The 19,935-nt window shown below is 42.3% G+C and carries 20 protein-coding genes and 2 tRNA genes; 16 read left to right on the plus strand and 6 right to left on the minus strand.

All coding sequences use genetic code 11. From position 1 onward, the window contains the following. Positions 1–51: 51 nt before the first annotated feature. Positions 52–1,035, plus strand: a complete 984-nt coding sequence (locus tag AB3N61_RS07915) for a hypothetical protein (protein ID WP_020768041.1) — start codon at positions 52–54, stop codon at positions 1,033–1,035. Beyond that, on the plus strand, positions 1,032–2,057 hold the full coding sequence (gene fliM / locus AB3N61_RS07920; RefSeq protein ID WP_020768525.1) for a flagellar motor switch protein FliM: 1,026 nt from the start codon (positions 1,032–1,034) through the stop codon (positions 2,055–2,057). Before AB3N61_RS07915 ends, fliM begins: the two co-directional genes overlap by 4 nt. Positions 2,058–2,171: 114 nt before the next feature. On the opposite strand, the gene AB3N61_RS07925 is transcribed toward fliM, so the two are convergent. After that, positions 2,172–2,390: a ferredoxin gene (locus tag AB3N61_RS07925; protein ID WP_008589921.1), complete on the minus strand. Its 219-nt coding sequence runs from the start codon at positions 2,388–2,390 to the stop codon at positions 2,172–2,174. Positions 2,391–2,644: 254 nt separating this feature from the next. Between AB3N61_RS07925 and lsa33 the strand changes: the two genes are divergently transcribed. Then, positions 2,645–3,574 carry a surface adhesin Lsa33 gene (lsa33, locus tag AB3N61_RS07930; protein ID WP_020768203.1) on the plus strand — a complete coding sequence of 310 codons (930 nt, stop codon included), beginning with the start codon at positions 2,645–2,647 and terminating at the stop codon, positions 3,572–3,574. Between the two features lie 55 nt (positions 3,575–3,629). Here the strand turns inward: lsa33 and AB3N61_RS07935 are convergent, their stop codons facing one another. Together AB3N61_RS07935 and queF are read right to left on the minus strand one after the other, a co-directional pair. Beyond that, positions 3,630–3,893 carry a SemiSWEET transporter gene (locus tag AB3N61_RS07935; protein WP_036088819.1) on the minus strand — a complete coding sequence of 88 codons (264 nt, stop codon included), beginning with the start codon at positions 3,891–3,893 and terminating at the stop codon, positions 3,630–3,632. Beyond that, complete coding sequence (gene queF / locus AB3N61_RS07940; protein ID WP_367898973.1) at positions 3,893–4,306, minus strand: preQ(1) synthase; 414 nt, start codon at positions 4,304–4,306, stop codon at positions 3,893–3,895. Before queF ends, AB3N61_RS07935 begins: the two co-directional genes overlap by 1 nt. A gap of 90 nt (positions 4,307–4,396) precedes the next feature. Between queF and guaA the strand changes: the two genes are divergently transcribed. Further along, a complete protein-coding gene (guaA, locus tag AB3N61_RS07945) occupies positions 4,397–6,208 on the plus strand; it encodes a glutamine-hydrolyzing GMP synthase (RefSeq protein ID WP_367898974.1) in 1,812 nt (603 codons plus the stop codon). Between the two features lie 5 nt (positions 6,209–6,213). Here guaA and AB3N61_RS07950 read toward each other — a convergent pair whose 3' ends face one another. Beyond that, on the minus strand, positions 6,214–6,672 hold the full coding sequence (locus tag AB3N61_RS07950) for a DUF4505 family protein (protein ID WP_367898975.1): 459 nt from the start codon (positions 6,670–6,672) through the stop codon (positions 6,214–6,216). 59 nt (positions 6,673–6,731) lie between these two features. Here AB3N61_RS07950 and AB3N61_RS07955 point away from each other — a divergent pair. After that, positions 6,732–6,802 (plus strand) — tRNA-Cys (locus tag AB3N61_RS07955). A 17-nt stretch (positions 6,803–6,819) separates the two neighbouring features. Further along, a tRNA-Leu gene (locus tag AB3N61_RS07960) sits at positions 6,820–6,906 on the plus strand. 3 nt (positions 6,907–6,909) lie between these two features. Here the strand turns inward: AB3N61_RS07960 and AB3N61_RS07965 are convergent. Continuing rightward, positions 6,910–8,880, minus strand: a complete 1,971-nt coding sequence (locus tag AB3N61_RS07965) for an O-antigen ligase family protein (protein ID WP_367898976.1) — start codon at positions 8,878–8,880, stop codon at positions 6,910–6,912. A gap of 105 nt (positions 8,881–8,985) precedes the next feature. Here AB3N61_RS07965 and AB3N61_RS07970 point away from each other — a divergent pair, with 105 nt between their 5' ends. The 9 genes from AB3N61_RS07970 to AB3N61_RS08010 all read left to right on the plus strand — a co-directional run bounded on the left by AB3N61_RS07970 (position 8,986) and on the right by AB3N61_RS08010 (position 18,592). Then, positions 8,986–9,885: a glycosyltransferase family 2 protein gene (locus AB3N61_RS07970; RefSeq protein ID WP_367898977.1), complete on the plus strand. Its 900-nt coding sequence runs from the start codon at positions 8,986–8,988 to the stop codon at positions 9,883–9,885. Positions 9,886–9,887: 2 nt separating this feature from the next. Beyond that, a complete protein-coding gene (locus tag AB3N61_RS07975; RefSeq protein WP_367898978.1) occupies positions 9,888–10,667 on the plus strand; it encodes an LBBP_01157 family protein in 780 nt (259 codons plus the stop codon). 2 nt (positions 10,668–10,669) lie between these two features. Then, entirely contained in the window at positions 10,670–11,257 is a 588-nt protein-coding gene (gene gmhA / locus AB3N61_RS07980; RefSeq protein WP_020768146.1) for a D-sedoheptulose 7-phosphate isomerase, read from the plus strand. Between the two features lie 3 nt (positions 11,258–11,260). Then, on the plus strand, positions 11,261–12,049 hold the full coding sequence (locus AB3N61_RS07985) for an ATP-binding cassette domain-containing protein (RefSeq protein ID WP_367898979.1): 789 nt from the start codon (positions 11,261–11,263) through the stop codon (positions 12,047–12,049). 12 nt (positions 12,050–12,061) lie between these two features. Beyond that, complete coding sequence (locus tag AB3N61_RS07990; RefSeq protein WP_367898980.1) at positions 12,062–13,507, plus strand: FHA domain-containing protein; 1,446 nt, start codon at positions 12,062–12,064, stop codon at positions 13,505–13,507. A 125-nt stretch (positions 13,508–13,632) separates the two neighbouring features. Next, positions 13,633–15,030, plus strand: a complete 1,398-nt coding sequence (leuC, locus tag AB3N61_RS07995) for a 3-isopropylmalate dehydratase large subunit (protein WP_020768082.1) — start codon at positions 13,633–13,635, stop codon at positions 15,028–15,030. A gap of 12 nt (positions 15,031–15,042) precedes the next feature. Next, complete coding sequence (gene leuD / locus AB3N61_RS08000) at positions 15,043–15,669, plus strand: 3-isopropylmalate dehydratase small subunit (RefSeq protein WP_020768397.1); 627 nt, start codon at positions 15,043–15,045, stop codon at positions 15,667–15,669. Between the two features lie 32 nt (positions 15,670–15,701). Beyond that, on the plus strand, positions 15,702–16,703 hold the full coding sequence (locus AB3N61_RS08005) for a PLP-dependent cysteine synthase family protein (RefSeq protein WP_367898981.1): 1,002 nt from the start codon (positions 15,702–15,704) through the stop codon (positions 16,701–16,703). A 5-nt stretch (positions 16,704–16,708) separates the two neighbouring features. Beyond that, complete coding sequence (locus tag AB3N61_RS08010; protein WP_367898982.1) at positions 16,709–18,592, plus strand: AAA domain-containing protein; 1,884 nt, start codon at positions 16,709–16,711, stop codon at positions 18,590–18,592. 3 nt (positions 18,593–18,595) lie between these two features. On the opposite strand, the gene AB3N61_RS08015 is transcribed toward AB3N61_RS08010, so the two are convergent. After that, positions 18,596–19,222, minus strand: coding sequence for an NrsF family protein (locus tag AB3N61_RS08015; RefSeq protein ID WP_367898983.1), 627 nt, complete (start codon positions 19,220–19,222; stop codon positions 18,596–18,598). A gap of 124 nt (positions 19,223–19,346) precedes the next feature. Here AB3N61_RS08015 and AB3N61_RS08020 point away from each other — a divergent pair, with 124 nt between their 5' ends. Beyond that, on the plus strand, positions 19,347–19,934 hold the full coding sequence (locus tag AB3N61_RS08020; RefSeq protein WP_036088693.1) for a sigma-70 family RNA polymerase sigma factor: 588 nt from the start codon (positions 19,347–19,349) through the stop codon (positions 19,932–19,934). Position 19,935 lies beyond the last annotated feature (1 nt).

The raw sequence follows: 19,935 nt of genomic DNA on the forward strand, positions 1-19,935 counted from the left end.
TCTCTAGGCCCGAGATATCGACGCCTAGAATAGTGGGATTGAAATTTTAGAATGAAACGAATTCTGATCATACCGATTCTTCTGAGTGCATTTGGCCTCGGATCCTATCCGAACAGAAATGCAAGGGGAGAAGTTTCCGAAAATTATATCCAAGCCCAAGGGATTGTGGATATCAAACTTCCTAAAATGCAATTCCGAGAAAAGGAACCGATCTCTGCCGTACTTTCCGTTCGAAATACCGGAAACGAGGTCCTCCGAATTTTCCCTTATGGAAAAGATCTTCGTTCCTTCCAAGTGATTGTCAGAGATGAAGACGGAAGAACCGTCACAAGAATGGAAGAAGAAAGAAAACAAGATCCAGTTTTAAGAAGAAGGAACAAAGTCGAAAATCTTGTCGGAGACGAGGTGAAAGAGATCATTCTTCATAAGGACGAAACATTCTCCAAAGAGATCCGGATCGATCATTTATACGAGTTAGAGCCCGGAAAAAAATATTTCGTAACGGCTTACTTCTATCCTAATATCACCGAATACGGGGACCATTTTGTACGATCGGAAAGCCATCCCTATTTCAGTGTAGAAGAACGTAAAAAAGATTGGGTTGTTCCGGGAGTTCCTTACCAAGATCCAGCAACGGACGGACTAGAACCGGAAGAAGTGATCCATCTATTCTTAGGCGCTGAGAAGAAGAAAAACTGGAAACTCCATTTTAAATGGATCCATTTTCCGGAGTACATTCAAGCTTATGACAGATTTGCCAGGGATTGGCAACAATCGGAAGAAGCCGAAAAAGATTTCGTTCTGGAAGAATTTAGAAATTATCTAACGGAAAACAGATCGGGTATGTTACAATACTATAAGATCCTGGGAACGGAAAAGGTGAATTCCAATCTTTCCAAAGTTAGAGTTGCCGTGGAAAGAAGAGTGAATAAGGTTCCTGTTCGATACGAATACGAATTTACTTTGAGAAGAATGCCGGAAGAAACCGGAATGTTTTGGAAAGTAGCTAATCTATTAGCAAAGGTAAGAAAATGACCGAGATATTATCCCAAGACGAGATAGACGCATTATTAAACGCGATCTCCAGCGGAGAAGTGGCCGAAGATGAGTATTCATCCGTAGGGGAACAAAAAAAGGTCAAAATTTACGACTTCAAACGTCCCGACAAATTTTCAAAAGACCAAATCCGCACTCTGCAGATGATGCACGAGACATTCGCTCGTTTGGCAACTACCGGACTTTCCGCTCAGTTACGAGCCTTAGTTCACGTTCACGTGGCTGCTGTGGATCAGTTGACTTACGAAGAATTCATTCGTTCTATTCCGAATCCAACCACACTTGCTGTGATCAATATGGACCCGCTCAGAGGTTCCGCAATTTTAGAAATAGATCCTTCCATTTCATTTACGATCATCGACCGTCTTTTCGGCGGTAAGGGAGAGACTGCAAAGATCTCCCGAGAACTTTCCGAAATTGAGATGAGCGTAATGGAAGGGATTATCGTTCGTATTCTCGGGAACATGAGAGAGGCTTGGTCCACGGTAATCGATCTTCGACCTCGTTTGGGTAACATCGAAACAAACCCTCAGTTCGCACAGGTTGTACCTCCGAACGACATGGTGGTTTTGATCAATTTAGAGACCAAGATCGGAGAGGTAGAAGGTTTAACCAACCTTTGTATCCCGTACATCACGATCGAACCTATCATTAACAAACTTTCCGCTCAGTATTGGTATTCCTCCATCCGTAAAGGTGAATTGGACGAAAACCGAGCGATCATCCAAGAACGTTTGGATCAGGTCCAAATCCCTGTGATCGCAGAAGTTGGCTCGGTAGATATTTCGATTCTAGATTTTATGAACTTAACTGTGGGCGATGTGGTTAAATTGGAAAACACCACAACTAGATCCGATATGCTCGTAAAAGTAGGGGAACGTAAGAAGTTCAAATGTCTTCCCGGACGTGTGGGAAATCGACTCGCTATCCAAATCGGAGATAGGGTAGAAGATATTCCGGACGAATTACTCGGTTCTACCAGGTCGGAACAAGAATACTGATCGAATATTTGTTAATCTGATTTTTTGATCAGGATTAAGGATTCTCACAAAATACAAAAAAAGCGGGAATGATCCCGCTTTTGCTTTTTATAGAATATAGAAATCGGAAAACGATTACTTTCTCCAGTGAATACATTCACCGGGACATTCATCCATCTCTTTCTGAACAGTTTTCCAATCCTCTTCCGGGATCGGAGCTTGGTTTACATTCTCTCCTCCGATATGAGTTTCGGAAGTATCATTATCGTCCATCTGAAAGTACTTAGGTAGATTGTCTGCACACTGGTTGCAAGAAGTACAGTTGTCCTTATCTACATAGGCTATTTTGGTCATTCTGTCACTCCTTTGGAACTTTTAGTTCGGCTATTTGGCGGTCTAGGGCTACAATTTCTAGACTGGGGCTATGGCGCAATACCTTTTCAATCCGGATTCCCCCATTGATTACCAGTCTCAGCAGGATTTAAGGTATTCTATAAATTAGACAAGTTCCTTCCCGAATAATTCAATCGATCGGTGTAAAAATGTGGACGGAAATTTCTTTCGTCGATATTCTTCCCAAACCTAATCCAAGGGAGAATCAGAACTAAATGAAACGGATTGCCATAACCTTCTTTCTGGCCCTCAGCATTGTATTTGTAGATTGTAAGAAAGCCAAAGAAGATCTCCAAGGTGGAGTAATCACATTCACCAAGGGAACAGTAAAAATTTACGATAATGCCGGGAAAGAAAAACCCGTATCCATAGATACTTTCCTTTTGCCGGAAGACAAGATAGAGACAGGAAAGGATTCTTATGCGGACCTTCAATTGACGGAAGGTGTCCTAGTTAGGATCAAAGAAAACACAAGTCTTACTCTAAAGAAAATTTTTATCGATTCCGCAAACGGAGAAACCTTCGCGGATATGGGACTGACTAAGGGGAAAATTTTCACCAAGGTTGCGGGAAAGCTTAGTAAAACTTCCAAGTTCACAGTTTCCACCCCTACGGTTGTTGCTTCCGTTCGAGGAACCGAGTTCATCGTAGAAGAATCCGGCAAAGGTTCAAGTACCAGAGTCTCCGACGGTTCTGTAGAAGTTGCGGACGCGGATAATCCGGAAAACCAAGCAGTGGCGGATGCAGGAGAAAATGTTAGCTCTAACGGAGATACATTCAAAGAACAACCTTTAACAGAGGATGAAGCCCAAGAGTTAAAGGATGATTCCGCTACCATTCAGTCCATTACGGAAGAACAAAGAGCGCGTATCCAAGAGATCCTGAAAGATTTCCAGGAAAATAAGGCTCGTATCCTCCAAGGATTGGAAGAGCAAAAACAAAGAAATAGAGAACTCATCGAAGGCGCAAAAGAAGAAAATCGAAAACTTCTAGAAGAAGCTAAGAGCGCCGGCAAAGAAGAAAAAGAAGCCATCCAAAAAGCAGGCAAAGAAGAGAAAGAAAAAGTAAAATCTTCTATGGACGATGCCAAAAAGGAATTGGAGAACCAGCGTAAGTCTTTAAAAGACCAGGCAGCTCCTAAATAATTTGGATTTCCATTCTAAAACACAAAGGGCCGTTTTCGAAAGAAAGCGGCTTTTTTTATTCTTCTTCTTTGGAACGAAGTTTGTACCAGAGTATGGTAGTGGTGAAAAGTAAGGTGAATGAGTTTGCCAGAATGATCGGAAAATCATTTTTTAAGACACCGTAACAAAGCCAGAAAAACACTCCCACAGAAAGGACCAGATACATATTCCTGGAAATATCCCTAGTCCTTTTTTCCAAGATCACTTTGATTAACTGCGGAAGAAATGCCAGAGTAGTCAGAGTACAAGCAATAAATCCAAGTAAAGAGATCGGATCCATCATTTGCTTATGTACTCTCTCGTGACGATTGTCTTGATCCCACCTCTCAGGTTATAGTCTCCTTTAACCTTGATATATTTAGGATCCACGGATTGGACCAGATCTTCTAAGATCCGATTTACCACATTCTCATGGAAAATTCCCAGGTTCCTATAGGCGAGAATATACTCTTTCAAGGATTTCAGCTCTATACATTTTGCCTTTGGTATATAGCTGATCTCGATCACTCCGAAATCCGGCAATCCGGTTTTAGGACAAACCGCGGTGAATTCTGGAATGGTAAAATCGATTGTGTAATCCTTACCTTCGTAAACATTGGCGAAAGATTCTATCTCGGGAAGTTTCAGACTGGGGATATGGTCCTGTCTTCCCGCATAAGCGGAAATTCCGATCGACTCTTGTTGATGGCTCATGATTCCCTCTTTAAAACCAGAGTTTTCCGGACTTTGTCTCTGGGAATCTTTTTACATCTCACATAAAGGAAACGTTAAGGATACCTTGGAATGAAGCACCAAAATGTAATTGGGATCGTGGATTTTGGAGGGCAGTACGCCCATTTGATCGCGTCCAGAATTCGTCGTTTGGGGGCTTATTCCGAAATTTTAGGCAACGACGAACCTTTAGAAACATATTCCAAACTTTCAGGCATCATTCTTTCCGGAGGACCGGAAAGTGTATACGAACCGGATTCTCCCTCTCTGCCTGTCGAAGTCCTAAAACTTGGAATTCCAGTTTTAGGGATTTGTTACGGCCACCAACTCATGATGAAACTTCTGGGTGGAGAAGTGAAAAAAGCGGGGACCGCAGAATACGGAAGAGCCGCTTTAGATTTTATTGATACTTCCAAAACGAAATTACTCCAAGGTTTTGCAGGAGGAGAAGTAGTGTGGATGAGCCATGGGGACGAGGTGACTCGTTTGCCATCCGGTTTTACTCGCACCGCATCCAGCCAAGACTGCGAATACGCAGTGGTAGAAAATCCCACCCAAAAATGGTTCGGAATCCAACTCCACCCGGAAGTGACCCATACCGAAAAAGGTTCCGTTCTTTTAGAAAACTTTGTAAAAATTTCGGGAGCGGAAGGTACCTGGGATCTTAAACAATTTTTAGATCTAAAAGAGAAGGAACTACATTCCATCGTTCCTTCCGATAAAAAGATCTTCTTACTCGTCTCCGGAGGTGTGGATTCCACTGTTTCGTACCTTCTTCTTTCCAGAGCTTTAGGAAAAGACAGAGTCAAGGGAGTTCTGATCGATACGGGATTTATGAGAAAAAACGAGGTCTCCGATCTACAGGCAAAACTTGCTCCGCAAGGAATCCAATTGCATGTGCACGATTCTTCCGAACTTTTTTATTCCGCTCTAAAAGGAAAAAAAGATCCGGAAGAAAAACGTAAGATTGTAGGAAATCTATTCTTACAAGCGCAAGCAGACTGTGCGAAAAGTTTAGGACTGAACGCTGAAGAATGGTTACTCGGACAAGGAACCATCTATCCGGATACGATAGAAAGCGGCGGAACAAAACATTCTCATACGATCAAGACCCATCATAACAGGGTAGAAGCCATCCAGAAATTAATGGAAGAAGGTAAGGTCGTAGAACCGATCAAGGACTTATACAAAGACGAGGTCCGAGAACTTGGAAATTACCTAGGACTTCCGAAAGAATGGACCGGAAGACATCCTTTCCCAGGCCCGGGACTTGTAGTCCGAATGATCGCCCAAGAAAAACCGATCGAGACTTCTGTTCAAAAACAATTGGATGAGCTAGTCGGAAAGGAATCTTCTTTGAGCGCAAAACTTCTTCCTGTAGCCTCCGTGGGAGTGAAGGGCGACCAAAGATCCTACGCACATTGTGCTGCCATTTCAGGCGACAAGACCTGGGACGAGTTGGATAAAATTTCCACAGCGATCACTAACCAAATTTCTTCGGTAAATCGAGTCGTTCTATTTTTAGGAAAGTCTGAGGACTTCTCCAAAGCGAATTTCCAATTCCAGGCAATCGACTTGGACCAGAAAGATTCTGATATCTTGAGAGAAGCGGACGCAGCAGTAGAGAAGATACTACAAAAGAGAAAGATCTACGATCAGATCTGGCAAATGCCAGTGGTACTTCTTCCTTTGGGCTCCGAAACAGGAAAAAGAAGTATCGTTCTTAGGCCGGTCGATTCTCAGGAAGCAATGACTGCGAGTTTCTTCCGACTGGAAAAAGATGTTTTGGATGAACTTGTTTCCGAAGTCCTGAAAATTCCGGGGATCGAATATTTGTTTTTCGATCTGACAAACAAACCTCCCGGCACCATAGAGTGGGAATAGTTCGGCTAAGAGATCTCGCTTTTAAAGTTCGGATCGAATTTTGGGATATGGAATTCTTTTCCTTTCCAGATCAGATCCCAATTTTCAGAATTTTCTCTCCATTTTAATTCCGGATCTAATAGGATTTCCGTTGAGATCCTTCCCCAGATCTCTTTTTGAAACGGGTGGAGTAGATTTCCAAAATCATCGAACTTTAAATTTTCCGGCTGGAATAAGATCCCTTTTTCCCCTCCATAATAGAGTTTATCTCCAACTCTATGTTTAAACAGAATCGGGTAATGTTCCGTTTGCACGAAATTCATTTCTTTCCCGCAAGGAGAGATATAAGGATATTCCGGGTATTTGCCTGTGCGATTTTTTTCTAGATGAGTGAAGAAGAAGTCTAAAAACTTTTTATCCGTCAATTCGGAATCCTCGTGGAAAAGTCTAGCGTTCGAGTCGATTCGATAGAAATAGATCCTCAAAGTCTTTCCTCCACTTTTCTATTGACACCTAGCGGATACACAAAATCATACCTCATATCGGCGTCGTGGCCAAGTGGTAAGGCATGGCTCTGCAAAAGCTTGATCCCCGGTTCGAATCCGGGCGACGCCTGGCAGAGTCTCTCAAACGCCTGGATGGTGGAATCGGTAGACACCCAGGACTTAAAATCCTGTGAGTTCACGCTCGTGCGGGTTCAAGTCCCGCTCCAGGTACCAAACTTACTCTAATCTAAAATCGCAAAGATCTCCTAAATCTAAAATTGGCAGATCCATTGTGTTTTCCGGATCGAAACCTCCAAAACGGATCTTAAAACTCCTAAAAAATACGATATCCGGAAAGATCGTAATTTTTGAAAGTTCCATGGTCTCTTTCCAGACAAAGGAATTCCAACCGGGTTTCAGACCCATTTCACGAGTTCCCAAATCATATTTTCTATGAGACCAATAGAGTTTGTCCTCATCAAAAGATTCTTCCGAAAATACAGTGACTTCCATCTTAGTCGGCGGATTTTTCCATTCGGGAGAGATATAGATCCCGAACGAATAATCTTCTTTTCTGCGTTTGGCTGGGTTTGGGTATCTATGGGTAAGACATCCTTCTACCGAAAATTCAGAATTTCCTTCCGAGGCAGAGACTTGGATCGTTTCCGAAATTCTTTTTTCTCTCTCCTCGGTTTGGTTCCTAAAAGGAAGGATACGCCTTTCTATCTTTTTAGCAAGTGGAGAAGACGAGGCAAAAACCTGTCTTCCATACGCAAGTTCTGCCGGAATAGAAAGTCTCCAGATCCAAAAGGAAGTATTTAAAAGAAATGTAAAACTTAAGAAGATTACAGAAGCTTTGGAAAATTGAGAGGCGGTTTCCTTCTCTCTTCCCCATAAAAGCCCGGCCAATGCGAAAAAGGGAAGTGCAACCTCATCGTCCAAAAGATAACATTGGAAGAACCCAGCCACCCAGATGAAGCCAACACCGATCAAAGGAAAATTTCCTTCTTCCAAACTGGATGTTGCGATCTTTCTAAATAAAAGATAGAAAAAGCCGATCCATAAAATTCCGGAAAGCCATCCGCCCACGATCGCAAATTCTAATATATCATTATGAGCGTGTTTATTCGGAGTAATATACAACTCGTACCAAAGTTGTTCATTCTTTTGGATAAATGTTTTGGAAACCTCTGAACTGGTTTCCTTAAATCTTCCTCCTCCGGTTCCCAAAATCGGATTTTCTGCGAGTAGAGGAAGGCTGAGTTTATAGATCCAATATCTTTGGTTTTCTGGTGTTTGGATCTCTGTGAGTTGGGCGAGAGTTCTTTGTAATAACCAATTTTTTTGATAAAAGAATCGAACTGCCGCTCCGAGTGAGACCAAAACGGAAATTAGAATAAGGACTCGCACCGGTGTGATCCTGGGAAATTTGCCTGAGAAATCTTTCCATTTGCTTAGAATAAAATACACAGTAACCGCTAAAACTCCAAGCCATGCGGACTTACTTTGGTTGAGTAAAAACACCCAGGATGCTAATAGGAGAAGGACCCCGAATCCAAAGCTACGTTTTAGATCCTTCTTCTTGATCTTTTGCAAAACAAGAAGTACAAGTCCTGGAATATAAAAAGAAATTAATCCGCCATAGGTTAAATGAGTGTTCATCAAACCGATCGGAAGATACGTTTCTAAACCGAAAAGTGGTCCTGCCGGATGTTGCCTTCTATCTCCGGGCGCAGGTGTAAAACCGTTGGAGATAAATTTTCCGAGTCTATATTCGCTGAATACGGAAGCGATCCCTGAGATCAATACCAGTAAAAACGAGATCCATAAATATTTATAGATCAGCTTTCTTTTTTTTTCGTCGGAGGAATGTACTGCCGCTATCGGGAATAGGATCGAAAGCCAAAAGTCTCCCGCCTCCGATTGTCTTGTGAACGTTTTCCAGAAATGGGAATATTCTTCGAAGTGTACCAGAGAGGAAATGAATACTAAAGTATAAGCACCTAAGATTAACGCCCAGGGCAGAAGATACACTCTGATCTTTTGGAAATTTTCCTTAGGTGAGAATATAAAACAGAAAATGCTCAATCCCGCCAGGATTTGAGAGGCGGAAACGGAAAGTGGAAAAGCTAGTAAGAATAATAATAAGGAATATAAAGAGACTTTTCCGGAGGTCTCGGATATTTGAGAAAAGAAGATACGTTTCACCGGTCCCCAGAGTTTCCTTTTCCTCTCAGATTTCCAGAAAAAACCGCTGACAAAGAAGGAAAACCTCCTATTTTAGGAATTCATTCGCCCCGGCGATATTCATGTATGGCAGAATCCGTTAAAACAAAGGAATCTTCTTCCCCTAAAAAAAAGAAATCCAAACCTAAGGCGCCTCTCAGTAGAAACGAGGTCCGGGATAGATTTCTAAAAAAACTTTCCGTTGCGATCATCACCTATAATGAAGAAGCGAATATCGGAGATTGTATCAAATCCTGTAGGGATATCGCGGACGAGATCATAGTTTTAGATTCCAATAGCACTGATAAGACCAAAGAGATCAGCGAGTCTTTTCCTGAGGTGCGTTTTTCCTCTCAGAATTTTAAGGGACATGTAGAACAGAAGAATGATGCGATCTCTCTCTGTAAGAATGAATGGATCCTGTCTTTAGATGCGGACGAACGTCTGAGTGAGGAACTTAAGAGATCCCTTCGTACATTTTTAGAAAGCCCGGAAGATCCGTCTTTGAACGGACTCAAAGTTTCCAGACTTACCTTTCATATGGGAAGGTTTATCCGTTTTTCGGGATGGTATCCTCAGACCAAATATCGTGTTATCCGAAAGTCCAAGTCGACATGGACAGGGGAAAATCCGCATGATTACTTGGTGGTGGAAGGTAAGGGCAAAAAGATAAAAGGGGATATCCTACATTATAGTTTTGCGGACCTTGCCCAACAAGTGGATACGATCAATAAATTTTCCTCTATCGTTTCTTGGACTCGTTGGAAGAAAAATAAAAAATTCTCATTAGCCCGAACGATCGTCAAACCGTTCGGCAAATTTGTGGAGATCTACTTTTTCAAACTCGGATTCCTGGATGGTTTCCCTGGATTTACGATCGCGATCTCTTCCGCATATTCCACTTTTTTAAAGGAAGCAAAGATCTACGAATTGGGGAAAAATTTGATAGAACGCCCTTCAAATCTACGAAAAGATTACGGGAAATAAAGATGGCTAAGGGCAGACAAAAATCTGGGTTTTGGAATAAGCTCTTTTTCTGGAGAAAGAAAAAGACAGTCTCTGCCGAAACGGAAAAGGAAGTCGTTAGAGATAGTAGGGGTTATACCTGGGAATTAAAAGACCTAAGAGAAAAGGCGGAGCGCTTTTTTGTGACCCGTAAAAAACTTTCCGGAACTATTTTTGAGAGTCCCTCCCTAAGGCTGACTAAAAATAACCGCAATCTATTTCGTTTAGAAGGGAAAGAAAAATCAGGCAGAGAATATTCTTTAGTAATCTCTACCGGAAACTATCTAACGGAACAAGCAGGAAAGATCAGTGGTGTGATTTTTTTAGGAGAAGCGGAACTAAACCGTTTATTGAGCGGAGACCATAAGAGTCTAAAAAGTATCTTATCCGGGATCAATACTCCGAACTGGGACGAGGAATCATGGGCCGTTCTCCAGGAAGAACCGGACCTAAAACGCTCTGCCGATTCTTGGAAAGAAATTTTAACTTGGGAGCCGATCTGGAAACAACAGATACTCATCAATTTACGCCCAAGTACGATCGCAGTGTTACTGGTATTTTTAGGAAAAGAATTCGAAGATATGTTCCAGGCAAATTCTTCCGAAAGAGTGAAACAAATCGTTTCCAAAGAGCTGTATTTTTTAAACGTAAGCGGGAATAGGAATTCTCCGCATTCCGAAAATTTGACACTGTACGAATTCGATTCCGCTAAAAGGGAATTTGAGTCGGTGCTTTCTAAAATTCGGGCTAAAAAGGATAAATGAGAATGAACTTAAAAGAGATCGCATCCAAACAGATCCAGGACTCGATTGAAACCAAAAAAGCGGTATTGGATACACTTCTTCCGGAGATCGAAGAAGCGGGAAAGATCGCTTCCGAAGTATTAAAAAAAGGGAATACGATCCTTTTTTGTGGGAACGGTGGGTCTTCTTGTGATGCGTCTCATATAGCAGCGGAACTTGTGGTACGTTACAAATCCGGGAACGAAAGAAGAGCTCTTCCTGCATTGGCATTGAACGCAGATTCTGCGGTGCTTACCGCTTGTTCCAACGATTATGGATATGAGTTCGTATTTTCTCGCCAGGTAGAAGCATTCGGAAAACCGGGTGATTTATTGGTTGGACTTTCTACCAGTGGAAATTCCAAAAACGTGATCGCAGCTCTCGAGTCCGCTAAAAAGATCGGAATGAAAACGATTTCTCTTTTAGGAGGAGATGGCGGAAAGATGAAAGGAATGGCGGATCTGGATCTGATTATTCCAAGGAAAGAAACTGCGCGTATCCAAGAATCTCATATTCTGATCGGTCATATTCTTTGTTCCATTGTGGAATACGAACTCTTTCAGTTAGGATAAAACTTGGAAGGTAACCACCAAGCCGAATTAATTCTTTCAATCCAAGACCTGGACGTAAAGATCGGGTCTTCTTATATTCTTAAACACTTCGATTTCCAAATTTCTAAAAAAGAAATCCATGCACTCGTGGGAGAATCCGGAAGCGGAAAATCCACATTTGCAAGTACAGTTCTCGGACTCCTAAATGAAGAAGCTTCCGTAACCTGGAAAAATTTTTCGATCTTCTCGCAAAACATACCAAGCGGAGATTTTTCTCTTTGGAAAAATTGGCGAGGAAAACGGATTAGTTTGATCCCACAAACCGCGGCAATCGGACTTCATCCTTTTTTAAGTATCGGTTCTCAGATCATGGAATATTTTTCACTGATCCACCCTGAGTTTGCGAATGAAGAAACTTGCCTCCGATTATTAAAAGAATTCGGGCTTTCCGATCCCAAAGCTGCATGGAAGGCGAGGCCTCACCAACTTTCCGGTGGAGAAAGACAGAGAATTTTAATCCTATTTTCGGTATATTCCGGAGCGGAACTCATTTTGGCAGATGAACCTACCTCGGCTTTAGACCCGATTACCGGGAAGGCCATCCTAGAACTTTTAAAAACCAGGGTGAAAGATCTGGGAGCGGGACTTCTATTTATTAGCCACGATCTTAGTTCTGCGAGAGAATTGGCCGATACTATAACTGTGATGAAATCCGGAGAAAAACTAGAAACCCTAAAAAGACAAAACGGTTCCTGGGAACCAAGTTTAGAGTATTCCAGAAAACTGTTTACTTTGGATGAAAATCCCGCTTAAATTGCAAAACTTATGATCCGGTCCTTCTTCTTATACATTCTGATCGTAGTGGCAAGCGTTTATCCGTCGTTTGTCGGGGCAGAAAGTATCCATTTAGAAGAATATGATATTTCCAGGTATCCTAAAGTAGAATTAAGACTGAGAGCAGGAAAGGGAGTATCCCTAGATCAGGAAATCCTTACCGTTTCGGAACAAAAAGAAAATCGTTCCAGGAGAGTGGGACCGCTCAAGATCCAAAGACCGGATGGCACAAGGCCCATCCATATATACCTGATCACTCAGATGACGAACTCATTCGATCATAATGTACAAGCCACTGAGATCTTAAAAACAATCGTGGAAAGAGCGGATTCTGCAGACAGATTCAGTTTTGTTTTTTTTACGGATGATGTATTTTTCTCCAAGGACGACCTGAGTAAATCGGATGCCTTGAAAGAAGCCAAGGTCCCGGGCGGGAAATCCAATAGGAATACTTCCGCGAATCTGGATTATGTTTTCCAAAAGATCTCTCCTCGTTTGAGAGAGACGGATTATATTTTAACAATCTTTTACGATAATGATCTGATCCCATCCAACGAGGCTCAGAACGGGGAGTACACTCCGAATATTCCGATCAACGTTCTTACTTTTCCTTCGAATGGGGGAAAGTTTTTAGCTAAAAGATATGGGGGAACATTCTACTCTTTAAACTCTCCTGATTTCAGGACCCAAGTGTTCGGGGACCTGGATTATTTCAGAAAAGAACCTTGGTCCTTAATTTACGAGTCTCCTTTTCAGGACGAGTGGCAATTCCAAGGAAGTGGAAATCTGGAAGTAGAACTGGAGACTAAAAATTCCAGGCGATTGAGTTTTTCGTATGACCTTCCGTTTCGGACAAGGCTTGCGGTTTTCTTATTACATCCTTCTATTTTTCTTCCTAGCTTTACTTTCTTACTCGTTCTCACCTTGGTTGCTCTGATCGTAGTATTAAAAAAGGGCAAAAAGCAGAATCCGGAAGGAACTGTGAGTGCGGAAGAGAGACTTCATACGATTGAATTCGAACAAGACGCGTACCGGAAAATGTACGGTAATCAATACCAACTTGTTTACTCGGAAGAAGATAAGATCGAGACCGAAAGGGCTGCCCCCGTTGCTTTAAAGGAATTCGAACAAGGTGAATCTTACGAAAAAGCGACCCTTGTTTTTAAAGAAGGAAGAAATCCAGGGAAACAATACTCTCTTGCAAGAGCGGAGACCAATATCGGAAATTCGGATCTTTGCGATCTGGTCTTATACGAACAATCCGTCAGTAAAAATCACGCAAGGATCAGAAAGGTCCGTAACCGCTACATTTTATACGATCTGGTTTCGGAAACAGGGACCTTCTTAAATGGTAAAAAAATTCTGAGACCGAGGATCTTATACGATTTTGACGAGATTGGAATCGGCAAGGCTCTACTCGTTTTCCGAGGCAAGTAATAGATTCGGGGCCTTCTTCCCGGAACCTTCTTTACGAAAAACCCCTGATTTTTAGCATGGAAGAGAACTTCCGTCAGGAAGTCTAATCTTTACTCTTGAATTATCCCCTGGGGGATTTACACACCATGAAAACGATGTTCGAAAAAATCTGGGAAGACCATTTGGTCGGTGAAATGGACGGAGGGTCTTATCTTCTTTATATAGACCGACATCTGATCCATGAGGTAACAAGTCCCCAGGCTTTCGAAGGTATTCGTATGGCCGGAAGAAAGGTTCGTCGCCCGGAAGCTACTTTCGCCACCATGGACCATAACGTTTCCACTCGGATCCGCGATCTGGAATTGGCTGATCCAATCTCCGCTAACCAGATGAAAACTCTGATCAAAAATTGTAATGAGAACGGTATTACTCTTTATGATCTAAACCATCCGGACCAAGGGATCATCCATGTGATCGCACCTGAAATGGGTCTTACTCATCCTGGTATGACGATCGTTTGCGGAGATTCCCATACTTCTACTCATGGCGCATTCGGTGCCTTAGCTTTCGGGATCGGAACTTCCGAAGTAGAACATGTGCTTGCTACCCAAACTCTTTTGCAAAGAAGAGCGAAGACCATGGAGATTAGAGTCGATGGTCAACTTTCTCCTCATGTTACCGCAAAAGATATCGTTCTTGCGATCATTGGAAAGATCGGGACCGGTGGAGCGACCGGATACGTGATCGAATATAGAGGTTCCGCAATTTCTTCCTTAAGTATGGAAGCTCGTATGACTGTTTGTAATATGTCCATCGAGGCGGGAGCAAGAGCAGGACTTATCGCTCCGGACCAAATTACTTTCGATTATCTGAAAGGAAAGGATTTCGCTCCAAAAGGTACGGAATGGGATCTGGCTGTCCAAAAATGGAAACGTTATGTGACAGACGAGGGAGCAAAATTCGATACTAGCATCGTATTAAAAGCGGAAGAGATCGCTCCTCAGGTGACTTGGGGAACTTCTCCAGGACAAGTAGTTCCTGTGACCGGTATCGTTCCTGATCCGAAAGATGCACCAGATGCAGTAGAAAAGATCAGTATCGAAAACGCATTAAAATATATGGACCTGAAGCCTGGCCAAAAGATGGAAGATGTTTTTGTGAATAAGGTATTTATCGGTTCCTGCACAAATTCCAGGATTGAAGATCTAAGAGTGGCCGCGGCAACCGTAAAAGGAAAGAAGGTTTCCAATAAGGTCCAAGCAATCGTAGTCCCAGGCTCCGGAAGAGTGAAACGCCAAGCGGAAGCGGAAGGTCTGGATAAAATTTTCATAGAAGCAGGCTTTGAATGGAGGCAACCAGGTTGTTCCATGTGCCTTGCTATGAACGACGACGTTTTAGAACCGGGAGACAGATGTGCTTCTACTTCCAATCGTAACTTCGAAGGAAGACAAGGAAAAGGCGGAAGAACTCACCTAGTAGGTCCTGCAATGGCCGCCGCAGCCGCAGTCGAAGGACATTTTGTAGATATTCGGAACTGGAAATAAGGATACTAACTCATGAAACCCTTTACTCAACACGAAGGTTTAGCGGTCCTAATTGATCGCCCTAATATAGATACGGACGCAATCATTCCGAAACAATTTTTAAAGAAGATAGAACGTACTGGTTTTGGGACCCATCTCTTCCATGATTGGAGATACCTGGACAACGAGGGAACCAAACCGAATCCTGAGTTCTCTTTGAATTTTGATAGATACAAGGGGGCTTCCATCCTTGTCGCCAGAGACAATTTCGGATGCGGCTCTTCCAGAGAACACGCTCCTTGGGCATTGGAAGATTACGGATTTAGAGCAATTATTGCTCCGTCTTTCGCCGATATTTTTTATAATAATTGTTTCAAAAACGGTATGCTTCCAGTTGTTTTAAAAGCGGAAGAAGTGGACGAAATTTTCAAGATCGTGGATAAGACTCCGGGAGCCAAAATTAAGATCGATCTGGACAAACAGAATGTGATCAGTCCTTCCGGGAACGTCTATAATTTCGAAGTGGACTCTTTCCGTAAATATTGTTTATTTAACGGATTGGACGATATCGGTTTAACTCTACAGCATGCGGCAGAGATCTCTTCCTATGAGGAGAAAAACCGAAAAGATCTTCCTTGGTTGTACGCCCCTCATCAGTAATTTTCTAAATACAATAAGGACCCTAGAAGACTATGTTCGACGAAATTTCCCGTTCCATAGATGAATTCGGCAATAGCCTTCTGGGGGCTTTGAATAATGTACAAAACGCTTTCGGAAGGGAATTAAGCGTAGCCAAACCCATCAAGGAGAACGTTCTCCAGATGATCGGTAATACTCCACTTATTCGGCTCAACCAGATCGGTTCCCATATTCCGAATGTGGAAATTTATCTAAAAGCGGAATTTTGTAATCCAACGGGAAGTGTAAAGGATAGGACCGCACTTTCTATGGTGCTTGCCGCAGAAAGAAGAGGGGAACTGAAGCCGGGCGGTTCTATTTTCCAAGCAGGATACAATACTACCGCAATTTCTCTGGCTTGGATCTCTACACTTCGCCAATACAAATTTAAAGTATTTTTAGCTCCCGATACGGACCAGGAAAAGATCAAAGAATTAAAATCCTATGGGGCCGCTGTGGAAGTGGTCCAGCTTGCAAAAGGGAATTGGGACGATTCTCTTTTAGAAACCGCAAAGGCAGCAAAAGACAAAGAGAAAAACAGCGTGATCCTGAACGAGTTCAAGGATATGGCAAATACGAATGCTCATTTTCTGTTTACCGGTCCTGAGATCTGGAGAGATCTCGCTGGGAATGTCGATGCGTTCGTTGCAGGAGGAGGCTCCGGAGGAACTCTTTCCGGTGTAGGAAGATATTTAAAGAGTAAAAAACCCTCTCTTAGAGTTATCATGGGAGTAAGTAAAAATTCTCGCTTCATCCGTAAGATGGTAAACGGAGATTCCAGTATACGACTTCCTGAATCCTTCGATCCAAAAGTTACGGACCAATATATCGGTGTCGATAGAGATGAGGCGCTTCGTTATCAATCCGAGCTGTACCAAAAAGAAGGGATTTTTGCAGGACTAACTACGGGAACTACACTCGCATCCGCAATTCATTATGCGGAAAGTCTTCCTACTCGTGAGGACCAAAAAACTCCAAGTTATAAGATCGTAGTACTTTCTCCGGACCGACACTAATTGGAATGGAAGAATCTTATTATTCCGCCTTACGTGAATCTTTAAAAAAAGAAAGAAAAGCGGAGCTGGATAAGTATAAAGAAAAAATTTCTTCCTCCGATCTCAATCAAAGAGTCCAAGACGGTTTCACCGTATTTCCATTAGTATTCGAAGACGCAGAGCTCAGTGCAGACGGAAATTGGAAGGTTTTACTAAAACCGACTAAGTCCAAAAGTATTCCCGAACTTTTCAGACCCGGAACTCCCGTACGCATCGTAAAAGAAGCTGAGGAATATATCTCCGTCTTACTAAAAGCGAACGAAGACTCTTACCAGGTCTATATGGAAGAAGTCCCGGACTGGGTAGAAGATGGTAAACTCGCTTTGGAAATCCTTCCGGATGAAACGAGTTTTAAAGAATGGGATCGCGCATTAGAAAAAGTGATCTCCGCTAAAAAAGGTTCCAGAGAGAAATACTTTGCGGATCTATTCTCCAATCAATTACAAGTTTCTAAACCGAATTTCAAACCTCTTTCTAATCTATCGGAACATCTAAACGATTCCCAAAAAAAAGCGGTATCTGCAATTTTACAAACGGAAGATTTTATTTTAATTCACGGTCCTCCAGGCACCGGGAAGACTAAAACGATCGTAGAAGCGATCCGCATCTTAGCCTCCGAAGGGAAAAGGATACTAGCTTCCGCGCCTACAAACTCCGCCTCGGATCTGCTTGTTGAATCATTAGAAAAACTGAAAGTACCTGTTTTGAGGATCGGTCATCCCGCTAGGATGCATCCGGACATTCTTCAGAACTCATTGGAGATGAAATTAAATCGTTCTTCGGAAGCGAAACTGATCGAAAGGGATAGAAAAGAAGTCCAGGAATTATTGAAGAAGGCCCGTAAATACAAAAGAAGTTTCGGAAAGGAAGAGGCGGAGGAAAGAAAAAGTCTCTATAAAGAAGCGGATACATTGCGAAAAAGTATCAAAGAAAGACAGAAGGTGCTGATCCGATATTTATTGAAGTCCCATCCGGTGATCGTATGTACTCATACGGGGGCTTCTTCTTACCAACTTCATAATTTACATTTTGATTATGCGATTTTGGATGAAGGAAGCCAGGCAATCGAACCATCATCTTGGATCCCCATCTTAAAAGCGGAGAAGTTTGTAATAGCAGGAGATCCGTTTCAGCTTCCTCCTACCGTTATCTCGGAAGATCCATTGCTTAAAGTTTCTTTAATGGAGAGACTTCTTCCCGTTTTCGAAGATAAGGAAAGAGTATTTCTTTTAGACACACAGTATAGAATGACCGATCCGATCCAGGCTTTCCCGAATCGTATGTTTTATCAGAATAAACTAAAATCAGGATTGGAACCAAGTCTTAGGAAAAATATTCCTTTCGATTCCGGAGAGCCGTTCGGCTCTAGCCTCATTTTTTTAGATAGTTCCGGAACGGATACCGCCGAAGAAAATTCGGAAGGTAGTTTGGGGAATCCTTGGGAAGCGGAGTTCACGGTAAATATGGTGAAAAAAATTTTGGATGCGGGATGGACTCCTAAAAATTTGATCTTACTTTCTCCTTATAGATACCAAAGATATCTTCTGAAACAAAAATTGGAGGAAATACTTCCGGAGTATTCTTCTCAATTGGAAGTGGAGACTGTGGATTCTTTCCAAGGAAGGGAATCGGATGCAGTGGTTTTTAGTTTGGTTCGTTCCAATCCGGAAGGTCAGATCGGATTTTTAGCCGAAACCAGAAGATGGAATGTAGGAATGACCAGAGCTAAAAATCTTTTAGTGATGGTGGGTGACGGTTCCACCCTAGGGCAAAACGAATTTTTTAAAGACTTACTCGAAACTGTAGAATCGGAAGGAGAACTTAGAACAGCCTGGGAGTTTATGGACTAAAACTTACCAACTGAATTTTTTTCGGATGGGAATGTATAATGCCCCGATCCAGATCAATGTAAAGATTACATGCGAAAGTAGAATATGGGAAGGATCTTGAACCGAACATATAAATTTTAAGGATAGATTGGAAGTTGCTAATAAAAGGTTTAAGAATAAAAATCCGGAAAGCCCTGGTCGAGAACTCGCCATTTTTTTTAGGAGAAACCAAGCCCCGGCTCCGAATAGAATGGAAGTCATTGCTAAAGTTCCCGAGCAAAATCCTAAATGAATATGGGCTGAAGTTTCTTCCGTTAAAATTCGGTTTATAATATAAATAGCCCAACCTGCAAGAAAGAGCCCTGAAACCCAAAAAAACCAGACGGAGGTTTCCTCCGGGAAAGCAAGTTTGCTGAAAAGATAAGCGGAGAAGATTCCCCAAACTAATATTAATGCAGGTTCAGGCCACCAACCCGGGAAAGCATGGCTACGGCCAATTACGTTGGAAGCGGACCATCCCAAGGCAATTCCCAAAAAAATTAGACCCAAACAGGAAAGAAAAAGGTTGGTTCTATTCAGACTCCCTTTTTCCAGGTTGGAACTCAATGTTTGAATCAGTTTGTTAGTCTTGTCCGTTTCTGAATTTGACATGCTTCCTCCCGATTTAGATTTTCCGTATGAAAGTAAGAAAGATTGGACATCCTTAAAAAATCCAGTCCAATAGCTTTCTTTATACGACTCACAAATTGATTCGAGTCAAACTGCATAAGGTTACATGGCGGAAAAGCAAGATATCTGGCAAATTCTTTCGGAAAGAATGCGCATGTCCCAAGAAGGCGATTCCAAGGCGTATGAACTCCTACTATCCAAATGCAGGGAAATATTAAACAATCATTTAAGCTCCAAGGTACGTGACAAGGAAGATAGAGAGGATCTGATCCAGGATATTCTAATCGGTATCCACAAGGCTAGGGCTACCTATAGAAGGGAGAAACCGTTTGCACCTTGGTTTTTCTCCATTGCCAGATACAAGACCATAGACTATATCCGCAGAAAAGGGACCAGAGATAGAATAGTCTCTACGGAAATGGAAGGTTTTGCGCAAGAGGAAAAAACCTCCATAGAGGACAGGTGGGAGGTCCTTCAAGGACTGGAATCTTGGCTGAATGTTCTAGACCCTAGACAAAAAAAGATTCTGACTATGGCAAAGCTGGAAGGGAAATCGGTGCGAGAAATCTCCGAATCCACAGGTCTTTCCGAATCCAATATAAAAGTGATCGTCCATCGTTCTCTCGAAAAGTTGAAACGTTTTTTTTCGGAGTCAGAGAGAACGATAGAAGGCTCCAAAACGTCCAAGAAATAGC

Source organism: Leptospira sp. WS58.C1 (assembly GCF_040833995.1).
In the GTDB taxonomy this organism is placed as follows: domain Bacteria; phylum Spirochaetota; class Leptospiria; order Leptospirales; family Leptospiraceae; genus Leptospira_B; species Leptospira_B cinconiae.

Excerpts from the sequence above, each read along its gene's own strand:
- AB3N61_RS07915 (WP_020768041.1), top strand. The coding sequence starts at position 52 with ATGAAACGAATTCTGATCATACCGATTCTTCTGAGTGCATTTGGCCTC.
- fliM (WP_020768525.1), top strand. The coding sequence starts at position 1,032 with ATGACCGAGATATTATCCCAAGACGAGATAGACGCATTATTAAACGCG.
- AB3N61_RS07925 (WP_008589921.1), bottom strand. The coding sequence starts at position 2,390 with ATGACCAAAATAGCCTATGTAGATAAGGACAACTGTACTTCTTGCAAC.
- lsa33 (WP_020768203.1), top strand. The coding sequence starts at position 2,645 with ATGAAACGGATTGCCATAACCTTCTTTCTGGCCCTCAGCATTGTATTT.
- AB3N61_RS07935 (WP_036088819.1), bottom strand. The coding sequence starts at position 3,893 with ATGGATCCGATCTCTTTACTTGGATTTATTGCTTGTACTCTGACTACT.
- queF (WP_367898973.1), bottom strand. The coding sequence starts at position 4,306 with ATGAGCCATCAACAAGAGTCGATCGGAATTTCCGCTTATGCGGGAAGA.
- guaA (WP_367898974.1), top strand. The coding sequence starts at position 4,397 with ATGAAGCACCAAAATGTAATTGGGATCGTGGATTTTGGAGGGCAGTAC.
- AB3N61_RS07970 (WP_367898977.1), top strand. The coding sequence starts at position 8,986 with ATGGCAGAATCCGTTAAAACAAAGGAATCTTCTTCCCCTAAAAAAAAG.
- AB3N61_RS07975 (WP_367898978.1), top strand. The coding sequence starts at position 9,888 with ATGGCTAAGGGCAGACAAAAATCTGGGTTTTGGAATAAGCTCTTTTTC.
- gmhA (WP_020768146.1), top strand. The coding sequence starts at position 10,670 with ATGAACTTAAAAGAGATCGCATCCAAACAGATCCAGGACTCGATTGAA.
- AB3N61_RS07990 (WP_367898980.1), top strand. The coding sequence starts at position 12,062 with ATGATCCGGTCCTTCTTCTTATACATTCTGATCGTAGTGGCAAGCGTT.
- leuC (WP_020768082.1), top strand. The coding sequence starts at position 13,633 with ATGAAAACGATGTTCGAAAAAATCTGGGAAGACCATTTGGTCGGTGAA.
- leuD (WP_020768397.1), top strand. The coding sequence starts at position 15,043 with ATGAAACCCTTTACTCAACACGAAGGTTTAGCGGTCCTAATTGATCGC.
- AB3N61_RS08005 (WP_367898981.1), top strand. The coding sequence starts at position 15,702 with ATGTTCGACGAAATTTCCCGTTCCATAGATGAATTCGGCAATAGCCTT.
- AB3N61_RS08010 (WP_367898982.1), top strand. The coding sequence starts at position 16,709 with ATGGAAGAATCTTATTATTCCGCCTTACGTGAATCTTTAAAAAAAGAA.
- AB3N61_RS08015 (WP_367898983.1), bottom strand. The coding sequence starts at position 19,222 with ATGTCAAATTCAGAAACGGACAAGACTAACAAACTGATTCAAACATTG.
- AB3N61_RS08020 (WP_036088693.1), top strand. The coding sequence starts at position 19,347 with ATGGCGGAAAAGCAAGATATCTGGCAAATTCTTTCGGAAAGAATGCGC.